We start from the raw sequence: 22,702 nt of genomic DNA, 5'->3' as shown, positions 1-22,702 counted from the left end.
TTATTTTTTAAGTTTAAAGTTAACATTTATACCGTAGGTACGTGTGCTTGGTAAGCTTGTACCCTCAATACCTGCGTAGGCTACGCTGTTAGCAAAGCCCGATTCAGGATCGATGTTGTTGGTATGTTTCATGATTGTCCAAAGGTTACGGCCAACAGCTGATACAGTTACACCACTAAATGGTGTACCGGTAAGGAAGCCTCTTGTAAAGGTATAACCTAAAGTAACCTGGCGTAATTTGATGAAGCTGCCGTCAAGCACGTTAAGTGCCGATACCTTTTGAGCTAAACCCTGGTAGTAAACTTCTGCCTCAACCGATTTGGTATTTTTTTGGCCGTCTTCAGTTACACCATCACCTACAACACCGCCATCACGACCAGCTAAGGTCAATTTGTTTAAACCGCGGTAAATGCTATAGTAGTTAGTTGCTGATAACACTTTATTGCCAAACCTGTAATCAACAAGGAATGATAAGTTAACGTGTTTGTAGCTGAAATCGTTGTTAAAACCACCATAGATCTTGGGAACAGTAGTGCCCTGAGGTCTACGGATACCATCTGATTCTGGTAAGCCGTTTGAATCAAAAATGATCTGACCGGAAGCATTACGTTTGTAATCAGTTGCCATAACCTGCGGCCCCGGTAAACCTACCACAAATGCAAGGTTAGCATTTAATGGCCTGTAAGTACCTAAGCCTTGCGTAGTTGCAAGATTGTCAGTTTTTAATACCTTATTTTTAACATAGGTAAAGTTGAATGATGGTGACCATGAGAATGATGGAGTTTGAACCGGTGTACCTTTTAACTCAACCTCAATACCATTATTCTGGAAGGATTGGGTACCGATGTAACGGGTGCTATAACCCGCTGCAACGTCTATTGAACCTTTAAGGATCTCGTTTTTGGTTTTGCGGTGGAAATAAGCAACGTCTAATCCGGCACGGCCGTTTAAGAATTTCATTTCGGTACCAATTTCAGTTTCTGATAAAGTAAATGGTTTCAGGAAGTAGTTTGGAAGGTCGCCTGAGAAACCACCAGTTACTACACCGTTAACCGGGTTATTGATGTTGTAATACTGTTGAGTAATGTACTTATCAGTTGGCTCACCTGCGGTTTGCGCATATGAAACACGGATTTTACCAAAATCAAGTGCCGACCAATGCGTAAACTCAGAGAAGATAAAACTTGCTGATGCAGACGGTGCAAATAAACCACCGTTACCTTTTACAACCACCGGATACAGGGTTGTGTAAGTATCATAACGACCAGAAGTACTTAACACCAGGTAATTTTTAAGCGAAAAATCAGCAGTGTAGTAAGCTGAGTGAACTTCTGATTGATTGAAGGTATAGTTTGCTGCATTTTTAGTTTGCAGGTTTGAAAAACTATAGAAGTAAGGCAAAATGAAAGGGCCGCCGCTTAAGCTTGTATAAGTATAGCTGTTTTTGCGGATGTTACCACCACCTGTAAAATCAAATGATAACAGGTTTTTCACAATGTCATGTTTCACGCCAATTAATGCGTCATAGTTCAGCTCATATTGTTGTGCAGTTGATTGCTCATCTAAACCACCTGCCGCATTACTTGAGTAAGCAGTACCGGTAGGGGTTACTTTAAAGCGGCTATCGTTGATGTTGTCATAACCAATACGGGCCTGAGCATAAATCCATTTGGTAATGTCATAATGGGCAGTAATTGAGGTTATTAAACGTTTCCTGCCGGTGTTGTTAATAAAGTTGTTTGCAGCAAAGTAAGGGTTGGTAACATAAATGTCATTGTTCCATTGTTGCTCCGCACCTGTTGCTGTGGTACCAGGACTTAAAGAAGCCTGATCTTCGTTGGCAGCCAGGAACAATATGTTGTTAGGGTTACCCGGACCATCACTTAAGCTTGGTCTGTTTTTTGAGTTTTCAACCAAATAATTGGCAACAACAGTAACGTTTAACTTGTCGGTAACGTTTTGATTAGCGTTTAAGTTAAACGTTTTCCTGTCTAAGTTGCTGTTTGGTACAATTGAATTAGCATGTGCGTCAGATACTGATAACCTGAAAGCACCTGTTTCATTACCACCGTCAAAAGCAACAGTATTAGTGAAAGTGTTACCTGTACGGTAAAAATCAAGGTAGTTGTTTTTGTTTGAGTATGGGTACATTTTACCATCAAACTGAATTGTAGGTTTACCATCCAGTTTCTCGCCCCAGCCTAAGTTACCGGTTGATATAGCGCCGGCCACGTTAGCTGGCCTTACACCATGTTCACCCTGGCCATATTGGGTCTGGAAATCTTCATAATTAACAGGTTTATCTGCCTGGTAGTTACTGTTAACTTCAACACCAAAGCCTGAATTTTTTTTACCGCTTTTGGTTGTGATCAATATAACGCCGTTGGCTGCACGTGCACCGTATAATGCTGAAGCCGACTGGCCTTTCAGCACGGTCATGGTTTCAACGTCATCCGGGTTAATGTTGGCGATACCATCGCCGTAATCTGCACCGCCCCACTCGCCTGATGTACCGCGGGATGAGTTATCCATTGGTACGCCGTTGATAACGAATAATGGTGAACTGGCCGAACCGCTGGTTACACCGCGCAGTAAGATACGCGCTGATGAGCCCGGGCCACCGTTTACACCGCTGATGCTTACACCGGCTACACGGCCTTCCAATGAGTAAGCGATGTTTGATTCTTTAGCTTTGTCAAGCAGGTCGCCTTTAACGGTTGTAACTGCGTAACCTAACTTTTTCTCTTCTTTTTTGATACCTAATGCCGTTACCACTACCTCATTCAGGTTATTGTTTGAGGTTAAAGTAATGGTTATTGATGATTTACCTCCCACTGTAACTTCTTTGGTGGTATAACCAATGTAGCTAACAATTAATACGGCGTTTGGCTGTACATCAAGTGTAAAGTTACCGCTGGCATCGGTTTGTGTACCTGTATTGGTGCCTTTAACCCTAACGCTAACGCCTATAAGGGGTTCGCCTTTTTCGTCAACTACCTTACCGGTAAGTTTAGCGAAGTTTAAGTTAAAATTAATGTTTGATTTGGCTTTTGCTTTTGGCGCTTCAGCAGCCGAAGCCTGCATGTTCAAGAGCACCATACCTGCAAGGGCAAATTTACACAGGTTGAGGGATTTTGATACCCATGGCCTGTGTACACCCACCGGGTGTTTGAAAAATTTCATATTTTATTGAATTTAAAGGGAGTTAATAGCGAAGTACCCTGGAAGCACTGCGCAGTTATAAACATTCAAAAATCTTTTTCGGGGCAGTAATTCCCTCCGGGTAATTATTGCCTGTAGCGGGGAGAGTAAGCTTTTTTTACATAGGCATCAGTTTTCCTGGGTTTATTAATAATGTCATATAGTTTGGTTAATGATCACTGTGCTAAGGGAAATTATACCCTTATAGGGGGCACTATGGTGATTTAAAGGGAGGACAATTAAATTTTAGCGATTGCCTACAAACCCGTAAAAAATATTTTACAATTATTAATTACCAGTATTTTAAACTGCTGTAAGAAGAAAAGGGGGGAGATGATGGAGATTTAGTACTGTCCGCTGCCCGACATGATCATGGATGCAAGCTGGTCATCGCGGTCGTAAATGTCTTTGCGGAAGTTGAGAAGGTTATTCCTGTCGGTAAATGCAGTAAAATAGGCTATAAATACAGGCATTTTTTGTTTCAGCGTAACCTGTTGTTCTTTACCAAGGTGCATAGCCTTATTAATGCGCTGCGCTGTCCAGGTACTATCGTATTTTAAAAGAAATGAAGCCAGTTGGGCTGGTTTGCCCACACGGATGCAGCCATGGCTGAATGCCCTTGATGATTCGCCGAATAAGGAGCGTGAAGGGGTATCATGCAGATAGATGCTGTAGCTGTTAGGGAACAGGAATTTAACCAACCCTAAGGAGTTGGCCGGTCCCGGTTTTTGCTGGATTATCGGGAGCCCGTTTTCCCGGCCGGTAATAACCATATTATGTTCGTTAAGGTAATTGCGGTTGCTGCGCATGGCCGGCAGCACCTCATTGCGTACAATACTTTCGGGCAGGTTCCAGTAAGGGCTGAATACCACGTATTGCATTTCACCGTAAAATATAACCGTTTGATGTATTTTTTGGCCAACTACCACATTGCAGCTCCATAATAAGCTATCGGCATGGTAAACGTGCAGCTTAAATTCGGGAATGTTAACAGCAAGGTAATCTGTATTTAAGCTTACCGGCAGCCAGCGGCAGCGCTCCATATTTACAATGATCTGTTTGATCCTCGATTTGAGCGGTACATTCATTTCGGCCATAGTAGCGGGACCGGGCAAGCTATCGGCGCCAAGGCCATGCCTGAGCTGAAACCGGGCTATTGCTGCTTTAAGCTCATCGTCAAAATTGTTGTTGAGCGTATCACCTTTAAAATCTTCCAGCTTATATAACCGGGTTTTTATGCGGGAAACTATGGCTGATGAGTCGCCTGGTTTTAGTTTTTTACTGAGTTTGATGGGTTCCCAATTTTCAAGGGTATCAAGCCGGCGGTATTTTGCGAGGAAGCTTTTCAACAGGTCATACTGGCGGTATACCGGCTCATTTATGGCAGAGGCTTGTTTCGACGGCTTTTTCAGGAGCGTATCCAGGTAGTCGTCATAAGCTATCTTTTTACGGGGAAGAAACCAGTTTACCGAGCGGCTAACCGAGTCGCTCATACCCCGGAAGGCTACTTTTGAAAACGCGAAATACTGGGCCGTGAGCATTAATTCGGTACCGATATCAGGTTTTTTAACCTTTGTTTTTGAATGGCTGTCAAATATCAGTGAGTCCAGATCTTTTTGATAGGGGATACCTTTATATATGCCTTCATTCTGGAGGTTCATCAGCCTGTCGTTCAAGTTGCCGGCCTGTTCAATCAAGGTACCTTTTTCGTACCAGGCATAAGCAAATTTACGCTTTCGGTAAAAATTACGCAGGTCCTGTTCATAAGGAACCAAAGCAGGATGGTTTTGCAGAAATGCGGCGATACGGGTACTGTCAAATACAAGCTCGGTTTGATTGCTGAAATTACCCGGAATGGTTTTGGTCCACTCCTTAACTATTTTCTTTTTAAGCGAATCGGCTTTGGATAGCCGGTGTTTTTTACTGTTGTTTTTGCAGTTGGACAGGGCTAAAACACTTAAAATAAATAAGATGATATATTGTGGTTTCAGCCTGTTTAGCATAGTTAATTTGTTGGTTATACGGAACGCACGGAACAATTTATTGTTTTTACCAGCGCCACATTCGCAATATAAATCATTTAAATTAAGCAGCCAGCCGCAGGAAAGTTGACTGTAAAAAAGGATGGATATATTTTTTTAATAAATTCTACTAAGTTTATAGATATTATAGTATATTTGTCATGTAGCATTCAAAAACAAATGACGGGCAATAATTCAATAATCGGCAATAAGTATACATCAGCTCAAAACAGGGGCGGAGTATATATGCCCATGTGTTGCTGTTGTTGAAACTCTCCTCCCGGACCCGCTGTTAATCACGTTTAAATTTACTGACCTCATTATTAATATACTTTTATGAACACATCCCACAAAAAACAAATCAGCAATGCCAATGCGCAGGGCCCGCTAATGCGTTACAGGGTGATTTATGGACTATGCCGTTGTTGTTGAATAGCTAAAATTCAACCGCAATTACCTTAAAACATTATCCATAACATCATAAATATATTTTAAAATGCAAACCACAAATAACAATAAATATCCTTTTTTCGATCTGCTTGAAGTTGTTGCCGAACCTGATCTTAACTTTCGTAAGCTGAAAGCATTGCACCCTGTAAAAGCAGGCAACCTGGTTCCTGAATTTAAGTTAAGTAACGATTATAGCCGCTGGCAGCAATTTTTCAATGGCGCCGAAACGCATGGCCCAATTTCGCAGAGGAATTTATTAAGTAAACCGCTGGTTATTTCTTTTTATTCGCGCCATTGGGGACAGCAAGGCCTGGCACAGCTTAAACAACTGAATAATCTTCAGCATGAAGTTAAAGCAAGCGGTGGCAACCTGCTTATCATCAGTGATGAGCGTACTGAGGAACTTGAAAAATGGGCCTGGGAGCAAAGCCTCACCCTTAATTTTTATCACGACACTGATAAAGAAATAGCACAACAGTTCAGGGTGTATTCGGACGATTACCCGGTATGGGACAGGTTTTCGGGTATTGACGAAAACGCGCCATTATTGGCTACCTATATTATTGAACCATCAAAACAGGTAATATACAGTCATATCGACTGGGATTTCCTGGGCACCTTCTCTGCCGGAGATATCATTAGTGCGGTTTATGAATCTGCGCTGATCAGCAATAGCCGTAAATCAGCTTAAAACCCACTTAACCTCATACCACGCTCAATTCCCATTCGTATTCGTCGAAATGACAATTTTAATAAAATCTTACCATAAAAACGGCCGGGCAATTTGCCCGGCCGTTTGCTTTCTTAGGAGAAAGGGTTTTATTTCAATTCAAGTGTTACTATTGATTTTGCAGGCAGGCTGACTACCAGTTTGTCGCCGTCTTTTTTAGCACCGGCGAAAGCGTTCAGGTGGATCTTGTTGGCATCTTTAAATGCATTAACATCAGTTAAGTTAGCCGAGGTTAATACCTGTCCGCTAACGGTTTGCCATTTTACATCGTTCAGGCTGGTTGTAATGGTGATGGTATTATGCGGATCAAGGTTCACTAAGGAGATATGCACCTTGCCGGTAGCATCCTGCGAGGCAGAGGCATTTACTGCTTCTATCTTTTTACCATCAACTTCATAATCGGGTACGCTTAACTTAATGGGCAGATATTTGGCATCCTGGTGCACCTTATACATATCAAACACGTGGTAAGTAGGGGTAAGCACCATTTTTTCTTTGTCGGTTAAAATTAATGCCTGCAATACGTTAATGGTTTGTGCAAGGGCGGCCATTTTAACACGGTCGCTGTGGTTGTTGAATATGTTCAGGGTTGTGCCTGCTATTAAAGCATCGCGAAGGCTGTTTTGCTGAAAAAGAAAACCCGGGTTTGTGCCTGGTTCAGCATCGGTCCAAACACCCCACTCATCAACAACAAGGGCTACTTTTTTCTCCGGGTCATATTTATCCATAATGGCCGAATGTTTGGTAACCAGCTCTTCCATTTTAAGACAGTTAACCATAGTGCCAAAGTATTCCTTCTCACTAAAATCAGTTGCCGAACCTTTTTTGCCCCAGTTACCTGTTGGTATGGTGTAATAATGTAACGACAAGCCTGACATCATCCCGCTTGAAATATTTTTCATACAAACCTCCGTCCAGTGATAATCGTCAGCATTTGGTCCGCTGGCTATTTTTTTAAGTTGGGCACCCGGATAATCTTTAGCAAATGAAGCATAGCGTTTAAACTGATCGGCATAAAATTCAGGTGTCATATTGCCACCACAGCCCCAGCTTTCGTTACCTACACCCCAAAACGTTACTTTATAAGGAGCGGGGTGACCATTCTTTTTACGCAGCTGCACAACGGTGCTTGTGCTGTTGGAGTTGAGGTATTCAATCCATTTCGACATTTCATCAACCGTACCGCTGCCTACGTTGCCGGCAATGTAAGGCTCGCAACCCAGCAGGTCGCAAAGTTCCAGGAACTCGTGTGTGCCAAAGCTGTTATCCTCGGTAATGCCGCCCCAGTTGGTGTTTACCATGCGCGGGCGTTCTGCAGCCGGGCCAATGCCGTCGCGCCAGTGATATTCGTCGGCAAAGCAGCCGCCGGGCCAGCGTAGGTTAGGGATCTTTATCTTTTTAAGGGCATCAACAATATCAAGCCTGATACGGTCCTGTTTTTTTACGGGCAGGGTTTTATCAACCCAAAAACCGCCGTAAATGCCGTGACCCAGGTGCTCGGCAAATTGACCGTAAATGTGCTTGCTAATAGTGGTTTTTGAATCGGTACTGATATTAAGTGTACCTGTTTGCCCGAAGGATGCCGAGCTCAATAAAGACAAAGCGATAACGCCGAGGTGTAAAAACGGGTTCTTTTTCATTAAAACTTAAGTTTGCTAATTGTACAGTAAAGAAAAGAAAAATTTGTTAATAAGTGTTAAAATAACAATAAAAAATTATGAACCATGATTTGCTGGATTTGAGGATTACCTTGAGTTTATAAGCAAGACGTAATTAAAATGCAGGGTCAACCAATATCAGGAAATCCTTTAATCAGGCTAATCAAGGTTCTTTTTAATAAACGCTTCAAACTTTTCACTGCTATAATCAGCGGCACCGGAGTGTTTGTAAATGAGCTTGCCATCTTTACCAAATACCAGGGTGGTAGGGATGGTGCCATCAAGCAAAGTTTCGGGCACGTTGCTTATTTGGGTATATAACGGCAGATCGTAGCCGTTTTTGAGCATAAAAGCTTTGGCTTTGGGCTGGTTGTTATCTACATCAACCAAAAGGAAAGCTACTTTTGGGTCGTTCCTGAACTTTTTGTAAAGCTCGTTCACTTTAGGCATTTCGGCTATGCAGGGTGGGCACCAGGTAGCCCAGTAGTTTATAAATACTACCTTGGATTTCAATAAACTTAATGATGTGGTATTGCCACTGGCATCTTTAAACTGAATATCCGGAATATTGGTCAAATTTTCGTGATGATCTGTATACCCTTCTGTATCTGGCTGAAAAAAGCCCAACGACATCAATCCCCTGATCAGATAGCCTTTAGCATTGGGGTTAAAAATAACAAGCAGCGCCAATGCCATAATCAACATACTGAAAATGTTTGAAACCGATATCTTTTTCCGTTGGATCATTGTATGCTATTTAAGAAGCTGTTTAAAAATGCAAAATATTCATTGCCGTTGGTTTTAACCAACGGTAAAAAAGTTAAAAGTCTTGGCTTTAGCCTAATTATGCAAGCGGATTTGGGCTGAAGCCCTCTTATTGCTACTCATTATTCCGTTGGTTAAAACCAACGGCAATGAAGTTTTATCAGTTTTAAATGTAGAGACGCATCACATGCGTCTCCCGCGTGCAATTTCCGACGGAATTAGAAGCCTTTTAAATCGGCCTGTTCGCCGGAGACGCATGTGATGCGTCTCTACAAAAACTTTTCATTCGTTTTACAACAGTCTCTTAAGAACTTCAAAAATCTTTGCGGCTTAGCGCCTTTGAGGGAAAAAAATCACTGAGGTAATTTATCCCTTACCGCTCCATAAACCCAGGTACCCAAAATAGCGCTTAAAAGCGTAACCGAAGTAACCAAAAAGCCACTCCCGATCTGCGCAAACAGCGGGCCGGGGCAGGCGCCTGTAATTGCCCAGCCTAAACCAAATATCAGCCCGCCATATACGTTGCCCCAGCTAAATTTTTTGTCGGGGATAACAATAGCCTCGCCATGAATTGTTTTGATATTAAAACGTTTGATAATCAAAACGGAGATCATCCCAACAATAATTGCACTGCCGATGATGCCGTACATATGAAACGATTGCAGCCTGAACATTTCCTGGATCCTGAACCAGGAGATCACCTCTGACTTTACCAGCACGATGCCAAAAAGCAAGCCTGCAAACAGGTATTTGATGTTACGCATATTATAAATGTAAAAGGTAAGGTAAAATAAACCAGGTCATGACAAAACCGCCTGCCATAAAGCAGCAGGTAGCCAACAGCGATGGCCATTGCAGGCTTGAAATGCCCATAATAGCATGACCTGATGTACAGCCGCCTGCATACCTGGTTCCAAAGCCTACCAAAAAGCCGCCAATCACCATAAAAATGAAACCTCTTAAAGTAAGCAGCTGATCAAAGCTGAAAATATCCTTAGGTAGTAAACCATTGAAATCTTTAACACCCTGTTGTTGCAGCGCAGAATGGGTTTGCGGGTTGATATTAACCGGGTGATTGGCCGAAAGGCATTGCGCAGCAATGAGGCCACCTAAAACAATACCGGCAACAAAAAACAGGTTCCAGCTTTCTTTTTTCCAGTCGTATTTAAAAAATGAAATATTGGCCGGAATACATGCCGCGCAGATATGCCTTAGCGATGATGAGATACCAAAAGTTTTATTGCCGATGATGAGCAGGGCAGGTACAACGAGGCCTATCAGCGGGCCGGCCACGTACCAGGGCCAGGGTTGGGTTATCAGATCCATAGTTTACAGATTGCTTACCCTGCAAATATATCTAATGTAAATTGGCAAAATATGAATAATGAACGGGTACAATTGTGATTTATACAATTTTACTTTTTATTTGTTTTAACAATATTGTTACATATATTTACTGTCAATTATATACCCTGACGATATTTTATTTTGGTGAAAAAGCTTATAGCGATACTACTATTAAATGTACATCTGTTCAATTTGGGCGGATACAATTTAGTATTCCAGTATTTTATTCACCAGTCTGAAGTACAAATTGTAAAGGAGATCTATGAAAACAAGGTTGATGCTACCAAGCTTGTCGAGATTAAGATCCCAGTACATCTTCCCCAAATTCACAATTGGAATGGCTATGTGCACGATCAGGGGCAGCTGCAGTTAAAAGGCGTTTATTATAATTACCTGCGTTATAAGGTTACACAGGATACCATGTCATTTATTTGTATAGCCAACAGCGTTAAAACCCGTTTGGTTAATGCAAACCTTATTATTGCCAAAGAAATAAGCGATGTGCCCCTGAGTAAAAAGGGAGCGCATGACTCATCGCAAAAGAAAATAAACACCGGGGGCGAATACAGCTTCCAGGTTATGCACTACCAATTCTTATCTTACGGAAGGACGTTAAAGGTAAAACCAAACCCTATAGCCTACCATTTGAATTCACCCTTCATCGAGTCACCCGGCAAACCGCCAAACTCTGCCTGCTGATTATTGCCTGTAAATTATGAGTTAAATTGATTTGTGTGCCTGTATTTTAAGGATACAAACCGTTTTTTATCATTTAGCTGTTTGAACCGGTACATTATCTGTGTTGCCGGGTTCTGTTAAAACAGCTCCTTTTTACGGCTTTGATCATGCTCCTTAATGCTGATGTATTGTCAATCACCGGTTAAACCGAAGTTGATGATACTGAACCGGCTTGTTTACCCATTTTTATTATTAGTTATTACCCTTATTATTTAAACGTAATGAAATTTATGTCGCTGTATTTTTACAGATGTTTTATTGTTGTTGCTTTTTTATTAGCTGTAACACAATGTGCCAAAGCTCAAACCGATGCTGATGCATTGATGATCCCTAAAAATTATTTTTGTGCTGCCGCAGTATACACCCATGGGAGTTGGGACCATTATTGGGAAGGCACTTTTAAACGGGATAATCAAAATTTAGGTACCGTGAGCACCAATGTTTACAGCCTGGGTGGTAACTATGGTCTTTCAAACCGGATCAACCTGCTGTTTATGGTGCCTTATATAACTACCAATGCTTCGGCAGGTACTTTACGTGGCGAAAAGTCATTTCAGGACCTTACCGTTTCGGTTAAATGGATGGCTGTAAAAGAGGAGATAGGCCGTGGCTTATTCAGCGTTCATGCTATTGCTACCGGTACTTTGCCTTTGGCCAATTATGAAGCCGATTTTCTACCTTTATCTGTAGGTTTACATAGTAAAAGCGTAGCCTTACGCGCATTGCTTAACTACCAAACGGGCAGGTTCTTCGTAGCGGGTTCGGGCCAGTACATCCGCCGTGACAACATTACTATCGACAGAAATTCATACTACACTACCGAAATGCATTATACCAACGAGGTGCAGTTACCAAACGCTACCAACTTTATGTTTAGCAGCGGTTACCGCAGCCTTAAGTTTAATGCCGAAGCCACGGTTACTAAAATTACAAGCACAAGCGGCTTTGATATCCGTAAAAACGATATGCCTTTCCCAAGTAACCGCATGAATACTACTGCTGTTGGGTTAATCCTTAAATACAGCTTCCAGTCTATCAGCGGGCTTGAGTTTACGGCGGGTGGCAATTATGTTGTAGACGGACGTAACGTAGGGCAAACCCGGTCGGGATTTGCGGGAGTGTATTATGTGTTTAGCACAAAAAAGGAGAAGTAATTAGAGGTTGGACAATCAATGATCAAGGAAATGAAAAAAACTATACTTAATATATTTACAGTTACAGCACTGGCGGCAGTAACTTTTAGTTCGTGCAGGAAAGATATTTTAGACCGTACCGCACTATATCCCGCGCTTAAACCCTCAAATCTGGACCTTACTGCCGATACCTGGAAACCGGTGCTGGTTACAGATTTCAGTGTGTTGAACGTGGCTGCGCCGGATGCGCTTACATCGCCTGCTTATGTGGCCGATTTGAACGAGATCAAGGCATTGCAGAAAAACATGAGCAGCGATCAGCAGGCAAAAATTCAATACTGGAGTGCTGGTTCGGTGTTAAGATGGAACGAGATTTTGCGCGAGCTGGTAGCTAAACATAACGTACCGCCATACCAAAACCCTGATGGTACTTATCCGGCGCCAAATTCGGCCAATCCGTTCAGTTACCCGGAGTTTCCATTCTCCAACCCGCCTTATGCTGCCCGTGCTTACGCTTATGTAAGTGCCGCGCAATATGATGCGCTGGTGGCTGCGTGGCATTTTAAAAACACGTACAAACGTACAGCGCCTTATAAAAATGATTCGGGCATTAAAGCATTAATCCCGGCAACTGATTTGCCAACTTACCCAAGTGAGGACGCTGTTGTATCAGGTGCTACATCCGAGATCATGAAATTATTGTTCCCAACCGAAATTGCTTACATACAGAGCAAAGTTGACGAAGAACGGTTATACAGGATCTCGGCAGGGGTTAACACCCGTGGCGAATTTACAGCAGGCGAATCATTAGGCAGGCAGGTTGCTGCCATATTTGCAACCCGTGCCCGTGCCGACCGTGCAGGTAAAGCTATTGGCACACCTGCTATCTGGAAGAGCTTTGAAACCGTTACCGCAGCAAAAGGCGAACAATTTTGGGTGAGCCTGGAAACCCCCAAAAGGCCGCCGATGCTGCCATTGTTTTCAAAGGTTATTCCTTTCCTGTTTGATACGCTTACTGTAGTTGCCATCAGGCCTCCGGCTCCATATGCAACTAACTCGGCCGAATTTAAAAAGGAAACAGAAGAGGTGCTTTCATTTAGCCAGAACCGCAGCCGCGATCACGAGGAACTGGTTGCCTTTTGGGCTGATGGGGTTGGTACTTATACGCCTCCCGGCCACTGGAATGCAATTGCAGCCGATGAATTTGTAAAACAAAACTACAGCGAAGTACGCTGGGCACGTAACTTTGCATTATTGAACATGGCCGAAATGGATGCCGCTATTGTATGCTGGGATACCAAATATTTTTACTTTAACCAGCGTCCGTCGCAGGCTAATCCTAACATCAAAACCTTAACCGGGGTGCCAAACTTTCCGGCTTATACATCAGGTCACTCTAACTTTAGCGGTGCGGCTGCTACGGTGTTAACCTATTTACTGCCGGATAGGGGCAGTAAGTTTAATGATATGGCGCATGCAGCTGCCATGTCAAGGTTATACGGAGCTATTCACTACCGCAGTGATTGTGAAGTTGGTTTAACAACCGGCAATAAAGTTGGTCAGTACGCAGTTAACAGGGGCAAGGCTGATGGTGCCGACGCAAAATAACAGGATGTTGAATTGAGGACGAATAAACAATGCGCAGCTTAACAAACGATCAAAAAATATATTATACGCTTCGCCTTGCAGTAGCTATGTGTTTCATAGGGCATGGTTGCTTCGGTATTATCACCAAGCAGATCTGGTGCAACTACTTTGGTGTTTTTGGTATAGGCAAAGAAATGGCCTATACCCTGATGCCTGTTGTAGGTACTGTTGATATATTGATGGGGATTTCCATGCTGGTTTATCCCACCCGGGCCGTAGCCGCGTGGCTGGTGATCTGGGGACTGGCAACTGCATCTATGCGCCCATTATCGGGCGAGCCTTTTGCCGAGTTCATTGAACGGGCCGGCAATTATGGAGCTCCGTTTGTGTTGCTGCTGTTGCAGGGCGGTTTCATGATTGGGAAAAAGCAGTGGTTTGCCCGTATGGATGATAACGTTAGTATCAATGCCGATACCCTGGCTAAAGTTATTACCTGGTTAAGGGTATTTGCTTTTATGCTGCTGACAGGGCATGGCTGGCTTAACCTCATCCAAAAGCAAGGTTTATTGAATCAGTACCATGCACTCGGTTTTGCCGATCCGGCTAAAACAGCGCAGCTTGTTGGCTTGTTTGAGGTGTTGGCTGCTGCAATGGTGCTTATTCGTCCTTTTAAAAATATACTCCTCGTTTTTATCATATGGAAAATATCCAGCGAGCTCTTTTATCCCAAATACGAAATGTTTGAATGGATAGAACGCGGCGGGAGCTATGGTGTACTGCTGGCCTTGTGGTTTGCGGTTAAAAAAGCACCGGCTGGTTATATACTTTGGCCTTTTAAACAAACATCGTATTTAAAAGTAGGCTAAATCATCAAAACATATAAAACCTTATTGTGCAGGGCAAAAAATCACCCTGTCTTGTAAATCTATTATCTAAACAATTGAAAATGCATCCAAATACTACTAAAACTATGAAAAGACTTATACTGAAACTTATTTGCGCTACAGCTATCATCATATGTACAACCTATGCAAAAGTAAATGCACAAGGCTGTGTTGCTATCAGGAGCACGGGGGGCTTATGCACTATGGATGAGCATCCCGATAGTATTACAAACAGCGGCAGCTGGTTGCTGAACAGCAATAACCGCTACTTCCGGTCATACAAACACTTTGTCGGTACTAAAGAACAAAAACAACGTATTGAACAGGGTACCAATGTTATTAATCATTCTTACACCCAGGACTTAACTTTAACCCGTATTTTTAATAACCGCTGGTCGTTTGCTGTTGATTTGCCGATACTTGATAACAGCCGCTCATCACTGTATGAGCATGGCGGTAAAGAGCGTTTACAAACCCATTCATTTGGCTTGGGCGATATACGCCTAACCACCTATGCATGGTTGTTAAACCCTGCAAAAGCCCGCCGCGGAAATATCCAGGTTGGTTTGGGTATCAAGCTGGCAACCGGAACCTACAACTACCAGGATTATTTTTATCATACAGCCGCTAACGATGCCAGAACGCTCGGGCCTGTTGATCAGTCTATTCAGTTGGGTGATGGCGGTACAGGTATCACTACCGAGATCAATACCTATTACAATTTTACACATCGGTTTGGTTTGTATGGCGGCTTTTACTATCTCATCAGCCCGAGGGAGCAAAATGGTGTGTCATCGGCCCGCGGCAGCGTGCCAAGCACCAAAGCGGTTGCTAACGGCAGCGATGTGATGAGCGTGCCCGATCAGGTAATGATCCGCGGCGGTGCAAGCTACGGCATCAGCAAGTTTGATTTTTCGGCAGGGGTACGTTACGAATGCTTGCCGGTGCATGACCTTGTAGGTGGCAGTAACGGTTTCCGCAGGCCTGGATATATTATCTCGGCCGAGCCCGGTGTTACTTATCGTGTTAAATCATTTTCAATTTATGCCTTTGTACCCGTAGCACTGAAACGCGACCGTACGCAAAGTGTTCCGGATAAAATTTCGACCACTTTAACCGGTGTTTACACCCAGGGCGATGCCGCATTTGCTGATTACGCCATTAACGTAGGAATAACTTTTAGAATTAAATAGTGAATTGGTTTTGTTGAATTAAAGCCGGGAGTGAGATCCCCGGCTTTATTTAACCGGTTATTTACAAATTACAATTACACATAACAACGTATTATGAAACATACTTTACAATTTCTTTTTTTCACAGCAATGTGCCTGTTATTAACTTATACCGGTGTACATGCACAAGGCTGCGTTGCCATCAAAGCCGATGGCCCGTTCAGCAACATGGAACATACCACGCAGGATACTTCATACAAAGGCTGGGAGCTTACCGCTTCATGGCGCTATTTTAAATCGTTCCGTCACTTTAAAGGTACCGACGAGCAGAAGCAGCGCCAGGTGATAGGTAACGAAGTGATCAATCATCAGCATACTATTGATATCAACCTTACACGTAATTTTAACCAGTACTGGTCAGTTTCGGTTGGTATCCCATACCTGGTAAACACCCGCTCGTCATTATACGAGCATGGGGGTAAAGAGCGTCATAAATCATACTCGGATGGTATCGGCGATTCACGGATTATTGTTAACAGGTGGTTGTTTGACAGCCGTAAAAGCAATGGTAATATCCAGGTTGGTTTAGGTATCAAGCTGCCTACCGGCGATTTTAATTACAAATCACATTTCTACAATGTTATTCCGTCCGAACGGCCTGTTGATCAGTCGATCCAGTTAGGCGATGGCGGTGTTGGTATCATTGCTGAAGCAAATGGTTACCTGGGTTTTGGCAGTGGCTTTAGTGGTTATAGCAACTTATACTACATGAGTAACCCACGTAACATGAACGGCACACGTACTTACCGTGAAACACTGAGCGCTACATTAGCCAACGAGGCAATTTCAAGTGTGCCCGATCAATATCTTGCCCGCTTAGGGGTTAATTATACCATAGCACATGTATTCACAATCTCTGCCGGTGGCCGTATTGAAGGGATCCCTGTTCATGACCTTATTGGCAAAAGTGATGGCTTCCGTCGCCCGGGATATATCATTTCTGCCGAGCCTTCGCTTAGCTACGCGTTTAAAAGGGTGAATATTTTTGCCAGCGTGCCAATCGCCCTGAAACGCGACCGCACACAAAGCGTTACTGATAAAGAAAACTCGATAGCTACCGGTACATACGTTATCGGCGACGCGGCATTTGCCGATTATGCTATCAATTTTGGAGTGTCGTTTAAATTTTGAGATTATATATTCTACTTAGTTGATTGTGGTAAAGCCGGGAGTGAGATCCCCGGCTTTTTTGTATTTTATGATACTTTTTTATTTAAAAACGATAGTTTTATGCCCATGAACACTCCCGAAGAAAACTTTGCAGCGCTGGGTTTGAACCTGCCGCCTGCCCCAAAGCCACTTGGCGTTTATAAACCATGTTTAGTTGATGGCAAATACCTTTACCTGTCGGGTCACGGCCCTGTGCAGGATGATGCATCTTTGATCATCGGCCGCGTAGGCGATACCGTAAGCCAGGAAGATGGCAAACTTGCAGCACAACAGGTTGCTTTAACTATGTTAGCCACCATAAAAGCCAACATCGGCAGTTTTAATAAAATAAAGCGTGTTATAAAAGTGCTGGGTATGGTTAACTGTACACCCGAATTTGAAAAACACCCTTTTATCATTAACGGAGCCAGCGAACTTTTTGCCAAAATTTGGGGCGAAGAGAACGGCATTGGCGTACGCAGTGCGGTTGGTATGGGGTCATTACCCGATAATATCCCCGTTGAAATTGAAGCCCTGTTTGAATTAGAATAAAATCTGCAATTCCCATTTTGTAGAGACACATAATTGCGTGTCCCGTTTGCAGGGGCACCATGCAGGCGGCTTTGTATGTTCGGAGACGCAATTATGCGTCTCTACACAAAAAAAATATATAAACCATGACCCCTAACTGGTATAATATACAGGATATTGATAAGCTGGATACCCCGGCGCTGGTAGTTTATCCCGACAGGGTTAAAGCAAACATAGCCACACTTACGGGCATGATTGATGATATTGCCCGCTTGCGCCCGCATGTTAAAACCTATAAAAATGCCGAGGTTACCGCTTTACTGCTGGCTGCCGGCATCACTAAGTTTAAATGCGCTACCATTGCCGAGGCCGAACTGCTGGCAATGAGCAAAGCGCCTGATGTTTTGCTGGCTTATCAGCCCGAAGGGCCAAAGCTGCACCGTTTCATCAGGTTGATCCATGCTTATCCGCAAACACATTTTTCGTGTTTGGTAGATAACTCGGCGTCTGCAACGGAGATCTCTGATGCCGCGGTGAGGTTTAAAACCAATATCGATGTGTATTTGGATCTGAATGTGGGCATGAACCGTACCGGTATAGTGCCGGGCTTTGAAGCACTGCAGCTTTATATGGATTGCGGCGTACTGCCTGGCATTAATCCTGTAGGTTTGCACGCTTATGATGGCCACATTCATGATGTTGATTTACAAAAGCGGGCAGAACGTTGTGATTTCGCGTTTAGCCCTGTGCTTAAGCTGCAGCAAACTATAAAAAGCAAGGGTTATCCCGAGCCTGTAATTGTGGCCGGTGGTTCGCCTACTTTTCCTATCCACGCCAAACGTGAATATATTGAGTGCAGTCCCGGTACGTTTGTTTACTGGGATAAAGGTTACCAGCTGGGAATGCCCGAACAGGACTTTTTACCCGCAGCGCTGGTTATTACCCGGGTAATTTCTCTGCCAGGCCCAACAAAGCTTTGTTTGGATGTGGGGCATAAGTCGATTTCGGCTGAAAACGAACTGAGCAAGCGCATTTACTTTTTAAATGCACCTGAGCTTTACCCGGTAAGCCAAAGCGAAGAGCATTTAGTAGTTGAGGCGGGAGATGATCATCAATACCATATAGGTGATGTACTTTATGGCATCCCGCATCATGTTTGCCCTACTGTTGCGCTGTACGAGCGCGTTTATACTATCGAGAACGAAAATATTAGCGGCGAGTGGCTCAACAAGGCCCGCGACCGCAAGATCACCATTTAAATCTCCCAACACATGTTTGTTATAGATGCCCATTTGGATTTAAGCATGAACGCTCTGGAATGGAACCGCGACCTTACGCGCCCCCTTGCTGAGGTAAATCAGCGCGAAGAAGGCTTAACTGATAAACCCGACCGCGCCAAAGCTGTTGTTACGCTGCCCGAGTTACGTAAAGGCAATATCGGCCTGGTAGTAGCCACCCAGATAGGGCGCTACGTTGCACCCGATAATCCTTTACCGGGCTGGCATTCTCCTGAGCAGGCCTGGGCACAAACGCAAGGACAGGTAGCCTGGTACAAAGCCATGGAAGATGCCGGTGAAATGGTTCAGGTGAACGATTTGTCTTCACTTGAAAAGCATTTACAACTTTGGAATGACGGTACACCAACGGGAAAAAAGCCGGTTGGCTATATTTTAAGTTTGGAGGGGGCTGATTCCATAGTGACTATCAAACATCTGGAGCGGGCTTATAACTATGGCTTGAGGGCTGTTGGCCCGGCGCACTATGGCCCGGGAAGGTATGCACAGGGAACCGATGCTACAGGATATATGGGCCCTAAAGGCCATGAGCTGCTGAAAGAAATGGAGCGCCTGAATATTATTTTGGATGCTACCCATCTTTGCGATGACAGCTTTTGGGAAGCGCTCGATCATTTTAACGGTCACGTTTGGGCCAGCCATAACAATTGCCGCGCATTGGTGAACCACAACCGCCAGTACAGCGACGAAATGATTAAAGCACTTATCGACCGCGGTGCTGTAATAGGTGCAGCCCTTGATGCCTGGATGATGGTGCCGGGTTGGGTGAGGGGCGTATCCACACCCAAAGGCATGAACTGCAATATGGAAGTTATGGTTGACCATATCGATCATATTTGCCAGATAGCCGGTAACGCGCTGCATGTAGGCATGGGTACTGATCTTGATGGTGCTTTCGGCAGGGAGCAATGCCCTTATGATCTGGAAACCATTGCCGATCTGCAAAAGGTTCCTGGTCTGTTAAAAAAGCGCGGTTACACTGACGGGGATATTCAAAATATGATGCACGGCAACTGGCTGCGGTTTTTAAGGAATGCCTGGGCGTAGGTTCGGTTTGCAGTATCTTCTTAAACCACGTCATTGCGAAGAACGAAGCAATCCCAAACTATACAGGGTGGACCTGCTAATCGGGGATTGCTTCGTACCTCGCAATGACGGGTTTTAACAAATATATTTTTCTTCCATTGTTCGAAGTTTAACGATAGTGCAACTTCGAACAGAAAGTGATTTTAAAAAAGCACAATCCCTAAATCCGCCGCTTTCTTCATTAAACAGTAAAACCTGCCTTTTATATCTGTAACTTTCCTTAATTAAATCTACTTTGCAAAACGCTTACCTTAAATTGGGGATAGTGTAAATTGCCATCTATACTATGAATGCTGAACAATCAAGGTTAAAAGATACAGGCTGGAAAAAGTGGGGGCCCTACGTGAGCGATCGCCAGTGGGGAACGGTGCGTGAGGATTACAGTGCAAACGGAGATGCCTGGAATTACATTACCCATGATATGGCCCGCAGCAAAGCTTATCGCTGGGGCGAGGAAGGCATAGCCGGCATTTGCGACAGGCAGCAATACCTTTGCTTCGCTATTGCGTTGTGGAACAAAAAAGACCCTATTATTAAAGAGCGTTACTTCGGTCTCAGTAATCCCGAAGGTAACCATGGCGAGGATGTGAAAGAAATGTATTATTATCTGGATAGTACGCCTACGCACTCGTACATGAAAACGCTGTATAAATACCCTCAAAACGAATTCCCTTACAGTTGGCTGGTGAATGAAAATAAACGCCGGGGCAGGCAGGACCCTGAGTTTGAGCTGATGGACACCGGGATCTTTGATCAAAACGAATACTTTGATGTTTTTACCGAATACGCCAAAAGCGCCCAGGAAGATATCCTTATCAAAATAACCATTCACAACCGCAGTGGTAAAGATGCACCGCTTAACGTAATGCCCACTTTATGGTTCCGCAACACCTGGGGCTGGGGCTATGATTCGCGCAAGCCTGATCTTTCAGCTTCTTCCAAAAATGTGATCAGTGTTTTTCATAAAGACCTTGGCCAGATGTGGCTGCATACCGAGGGCAATGGGCAACTGTTATTCTGCGACAATGAAACCAACTCGCGCAAACTTTATAATTATGATGATGGCCGCTCGTATTATAAGGATGGCATAAACGATTATATTGTTCAGGGGGCCGATACCATAAACCCAAGAAATATGGGCACCAAGGCGGCTGTGAATTATGATTTGAAGATCCCAGCCGGGCAAAGCGTAACGTTGCGCCTGCGCCTGTCTGAAGATGCCAATTATAGTTTCGAGGATTTTGACGAACTTTTTGCCGTTCGCCAAACTGAGACCGATCAGTTTTATAACGATGTTCACGGTGCCACCATGAACCCCGACCGCCGCCTTATTCAGCGGCAGGCTTTTGCGGGCATGTTGTGGAACAAGCAATTTTTTTATACTGATGTGCGTCACTGGCTTAGCGGCGATAAAGGGATGCCACGCCCGCCGGCACAAAGACTAAACGCCCGAAACAGCAAGTGGAAACACCTCAATACAAGAGATATTGTTTCGATGCCCGATAAATGGGAATATCCCTGGTTTGCTGCCTGGGACCTGGCCTTTCACTGTCTGCCGCTGGCAACCATTGATATGGCCTTTGCCAAGAACCAATTGATTTTACTTACCCGCGATTGGTACATGCACCCTAACGGGCAGTTGCCTGCCTATGAATGGGATTTTGGCGATGTAAACCCTCCGGTACATGCCATGGCTGTATGGAACGTTTATAAAACCGATAAGGAAAACAATAACGGCAAGGGGGATACCTATTTCCTGGAGCGGGTTTTTCATAAACTGATGCTCAATTTTACCTGGTGGGTTAACCGTAAAGACCAATCGGGGAATAATATTTTCGAAGGCGGTTTCCTGGGGATGGATAACATCGGTGTTTTTGACCGTAATATGCATCTGCCTTCCGGTCAGCATTTGGAACAGGCCGATGGTACCAGCTGGATGGCCATGTATTCGCTTAATCTGCTGCGCATTGCAACTGAGCTTACCGAAACTGACAGTGCCTATGCCGATATCGCTTCCAAGTTTTTTGAACACTTCATTTACATTGTGGATGCAATGTCGAACCTGGGAGAGAATAACGAAGGGCTTTGGGATGATGAAGACGGCTTTTTTTATGATCAGATCCGTTTTCCGGATAATGGTTCGGTAAAAATGCGGGTAAGGAGCATTGTGGGATTGATCCCCCTGTTTGCTACCGAAGTGCTGGACGAAAAAGATATTATGGAAAGCCCGGTATTTAAAGACCGCATGAAATGGTTTTCCGAAAACCGGCCCGACCTGGCATCGCTGGTTTCGCGCTGGAACGAGAAGGGAAGCAATGGCAAACACCTTATTAGTTTGCTGCGCGGATACAGGATGAAATCGCTGCTTAAATATATGCTTGATGAAAACGAGTTTTTAAGCGATTACGGGATTCGTTCACTATCTAAATATCATCTCAAGCATCCTTATCATGTTTCGGTAAATGGCGTTGAATTTGGCATCTCGTACGTGCCGGGTGAAAGCGATAGCGGGCTTTTTGGAGGTAACAGCAACTGGCGAGGCCCTATCTGGATGCCCATCAATTATCTGATCATTGATAGCTTACACCGTTTTTATATGTTTTATGGTGATGAGTTTAAAATAGAATGCCCAACCGGCTCGGGCAATTTTATGAACCTGAAGGAGGTTGCTAACGAACTTTATGCCAGAGTTTCTAAGTTGTTTATGAGAAACGAAAATGGCGAGCGACCTGTATACGGTAAAAATTCAAAGCTGCAATCCGATCCACATTTTAAAGATCATATCCTGTTTTACGAGTTTTTTGACGGTGATACCGGCCTGGGACTGGGCGCAGCCCATCAAACCGGCTGGACAGGCTTGATAGCTAACTGTTTGTACCTGGAGTAGCGTGTATA

At 44.0% G+C, this 22,702-nt stretch carries 17 protein-coding genes; 11 read left to right on the top strand and 6 right to left on the bottom strand.

Features of this window, described 5'->3' with window-relative positions:
• Together ACFFGT_RS09205 and ACFFGT_RS09200 are read right to left on the bottom strand one after the other, a co-directional pair.
• Positions 1-3,183, bottom strand: a complete 3,183-nt coding sequence (locus tag ACFFGT_RS09205) for a SusC/RagA family TonB-linked outer membrane protein (RefSeq protein ID WP_377022229.1) — start codon at positions 3,181-3,183, stop codon at positions 1-3.
• Between the two features lie 362 nt (positions 3,184-3,545).
• A complete protein-coding gene (locus tag ACFFGT_RS09200; protein ID WP_377022228.1) occupies positions 3,546-5,204 on the bottom strand; it encodes a L,D-transpeptidase family protein in 1,659 nt (552 codons plus the stop codon).
• 514 nt (positions 5,205-5,718) lie between these two features.
• Between ACFFGT_RS09200 and ACFFGT_RS09195 the strand changes: the two genes are divergently transcribed.
• Positions 5,719-6,363, top strand: coding sequence for a redoxin domain-containing protein (locus ACFFGT_RS09195; RefSeq protein ID WP_377022227.1), 645 nt, complete (start codon positions 5,719-5,721; stop codon positions 6,361-6,363).
• A 128-nt stretch (positions 6,364-6,491) separates the two neighbouring features.
• On the opposite strand, the gene ACFFGT_RS09190 is transcribed toward ACFFGT_RS09195, so the two are convergent.
• The 4 genes from ACFFGT_RS09190 to ACFFGT_RS09175 all read right to left on the bottom strand — a co-directional run bounded on the left by ACFFGT_RS09190 (position 6,492) and on the right by ACFFGT_RS09175 (position 10,151).
• Positions 6,492-8,042, bottom strand: a complete 1,551-nt coding sequence (locus ACFFGT_RS09190) for an alpha-N-arabinofuranosidase (RefSeq protein ID WP_377022226.1) — start codon at positions 8,040-8,042, stop codon at positions 6,492-6,494.
• Positions 8,043-8,219: 177 nt separating this feature from the next.
• Positions 8,220-8,807: a TlpA family protein disulfide reductase gene (locus ACFFGT_RS09185; RefSeq protein ID WP_377022225.1), complete on the bottom strand. Its 588-nt coding sequence runs from the start codon at positions 8,805-8,807 to the stop codon at positions 8,220-8,222.
• Positions 8,808-9,178: 371 nt separating this feature from the next.
• The gene (locus tag ACFFGT_RS09180; RefSeq protein WP_377022224.1) at positions 9,179-9,589 is read right to left on the bottom strand and encodes a DUF6691 family protein; all 411 of its coding nucleotides are present in this window, start codon (positions 9,587-9,589) and stop codon (positions 9,179-9,181) included.
• Position 9,590: 1 nt separating this feature from the next.
• Complete coding sequence (locus tag ACFFGT_RS09175; protein ID WP_377022223.1) at positions 9,591-10,151, bottom strand: YeeE/YedE family protein; 561 nt, start codon at positions 10,149-10,151, stop codon at positions 9,591-9,593.
• A 165-nt stretch (positions 10,152-10,316) separates the two neighbouring features.
• On the opposite strand from ACFFGT_RS09175, the gene ACFFGT_RS09170 reads away from it, so the two are divergent.
• The 10 genes from ACFFGT_RS09170 (at position 10,317) to ACFFGT_RS09125 (ending at position 22,694) form a co-directional block, all read left to right on the top strand.
• On the top strand, positions 10,317-10,871 hold the full coding sequence (locus ACFFGT_RS09170) for a hypothetical protein (protein ID WP_377022222.1): 555 nt from the start codon (positions 10,317-10,319) through the stop codon (positions 10,869-10,871).
• Between the two features lie 260 nt (positions 10,872-11,131).
• On the top strand, positions 11,132-12,064 hold the full coding sequence (locus ACFFGT_RS09165; RefSeq protein ID WP_377022221.1) for a hypothetical protein: 933 nt from the start codon (positions 11,132-11,134) through the stop codon (positions 12,062-12,064).
• Positions 12,065-12,094: 30 nt separating this feature from the next.
• Positions 12,095-13,651, top strand: coding sequence for a vanadium-dependent haloperoxidase (locus ACFFGT_RS09160; RefSeq protein ID WP_377022220.1), 1,557 nt, complete (start codon positions 12,095-12,097; stop codon positions 13,649-13,651).
• Positions 13,652-13,680: 29 nt separating this feature from the next.
• On the top strand, positions 13,681-14,496 hold the full coding sequence (locus tag ACFFGT_RS09155; RefSeq protein WP_377022219.1) for a hypothetical protein: 816 nt from the start codon (positions 13,681-13,683) through the stop codon (positions 14,494-14,496).
• A gap of 104 nt (positions 14,497-14,600) precedes the next feature.
• Positions 14,601-15,707, top strand: a complete 1,107-nt coding sequence (locus ACFFGT_RS09150) for a hypothetical protein (protein WP_377022218.1) — start codon at positions 14,601-14,603, stop codon at positions 15,705-15,707.
• Between the two features lie 93 nt (positions 15,708-15,800).
• Positions 15,801-16,877, top strand: a complete 1,077-nt coding sequence (locus ACFFGT_RS09145) for a hypothetical protein (RefSeq protein WP_377022217.1) — start codon at positions 15,801-15,803, stop codon at positions 16,875-16,877.
• Between the two features lie 105 nt (positions 16,878-16,982).
• Positions 16,983-17,447, top strand: a complete 465-nt coding sequence (locus ACFFGT_RS09140; protein ID WP_377022334.1) for a RidA family protein — start codon at positions 16,983-16,985, stop codon at positions 17,445-17,447.
• A gap of 125 nt (positions 17,448-17,572) precedes the next feature.
• Entirely contained in the window at positions 17,573-18,685 is a 1,113-nt protein-coding gene (locus ACFFGT_RS09135; RefSeq protein WP_377022216.1) for a D-TA family PLP-dependent enzyme, read from the top strand.
• A 12-nt stretch (positions 18,686-18,697) separates the two neighbouring features.
• Positions 18,698-19,768, top strand: coding sequence for a dipeptidase (locus ACFFGT_RS09130; protein ID WP_377022215.1), 1,071 nt, complete (start codon positions 18,698-18,700; stop codon positions 19,766-19,768).
• A gap of 325 nt (positions 19,769-20,093) precedes the next feature.
• Positions 20,094-22,694 (top strand): MGH1-like glycoside hydrolase domain-containing protein, encoded by a 2,601-nt coding sequence (locus ACFFGT_RS09125; RefSeq protein ID WP_377022214.1) that lies wholly within the window; start codon positions 20,094-20,096, stop codon positions 22,692-22,694.
• The last annotated feature ends 8 nt before the right edge of the window (positions 22,695-22,702 follow it).

Source organism: Mucilaginibacter angelicae (assembly GCF_042434235.1).
GTDB classification, from domain to species: Bacteria; Bacteroidota; Bacteroidia; order Sphingobacteriales; family Sphingobacteriaceae; genus Mucilaginibacter; species Mucilaginibacter angelicae.
Note: the sequence above shows the minus strand (reverse complement) of the source record. Positions and strands in the feature narration are given on the sequence as shown.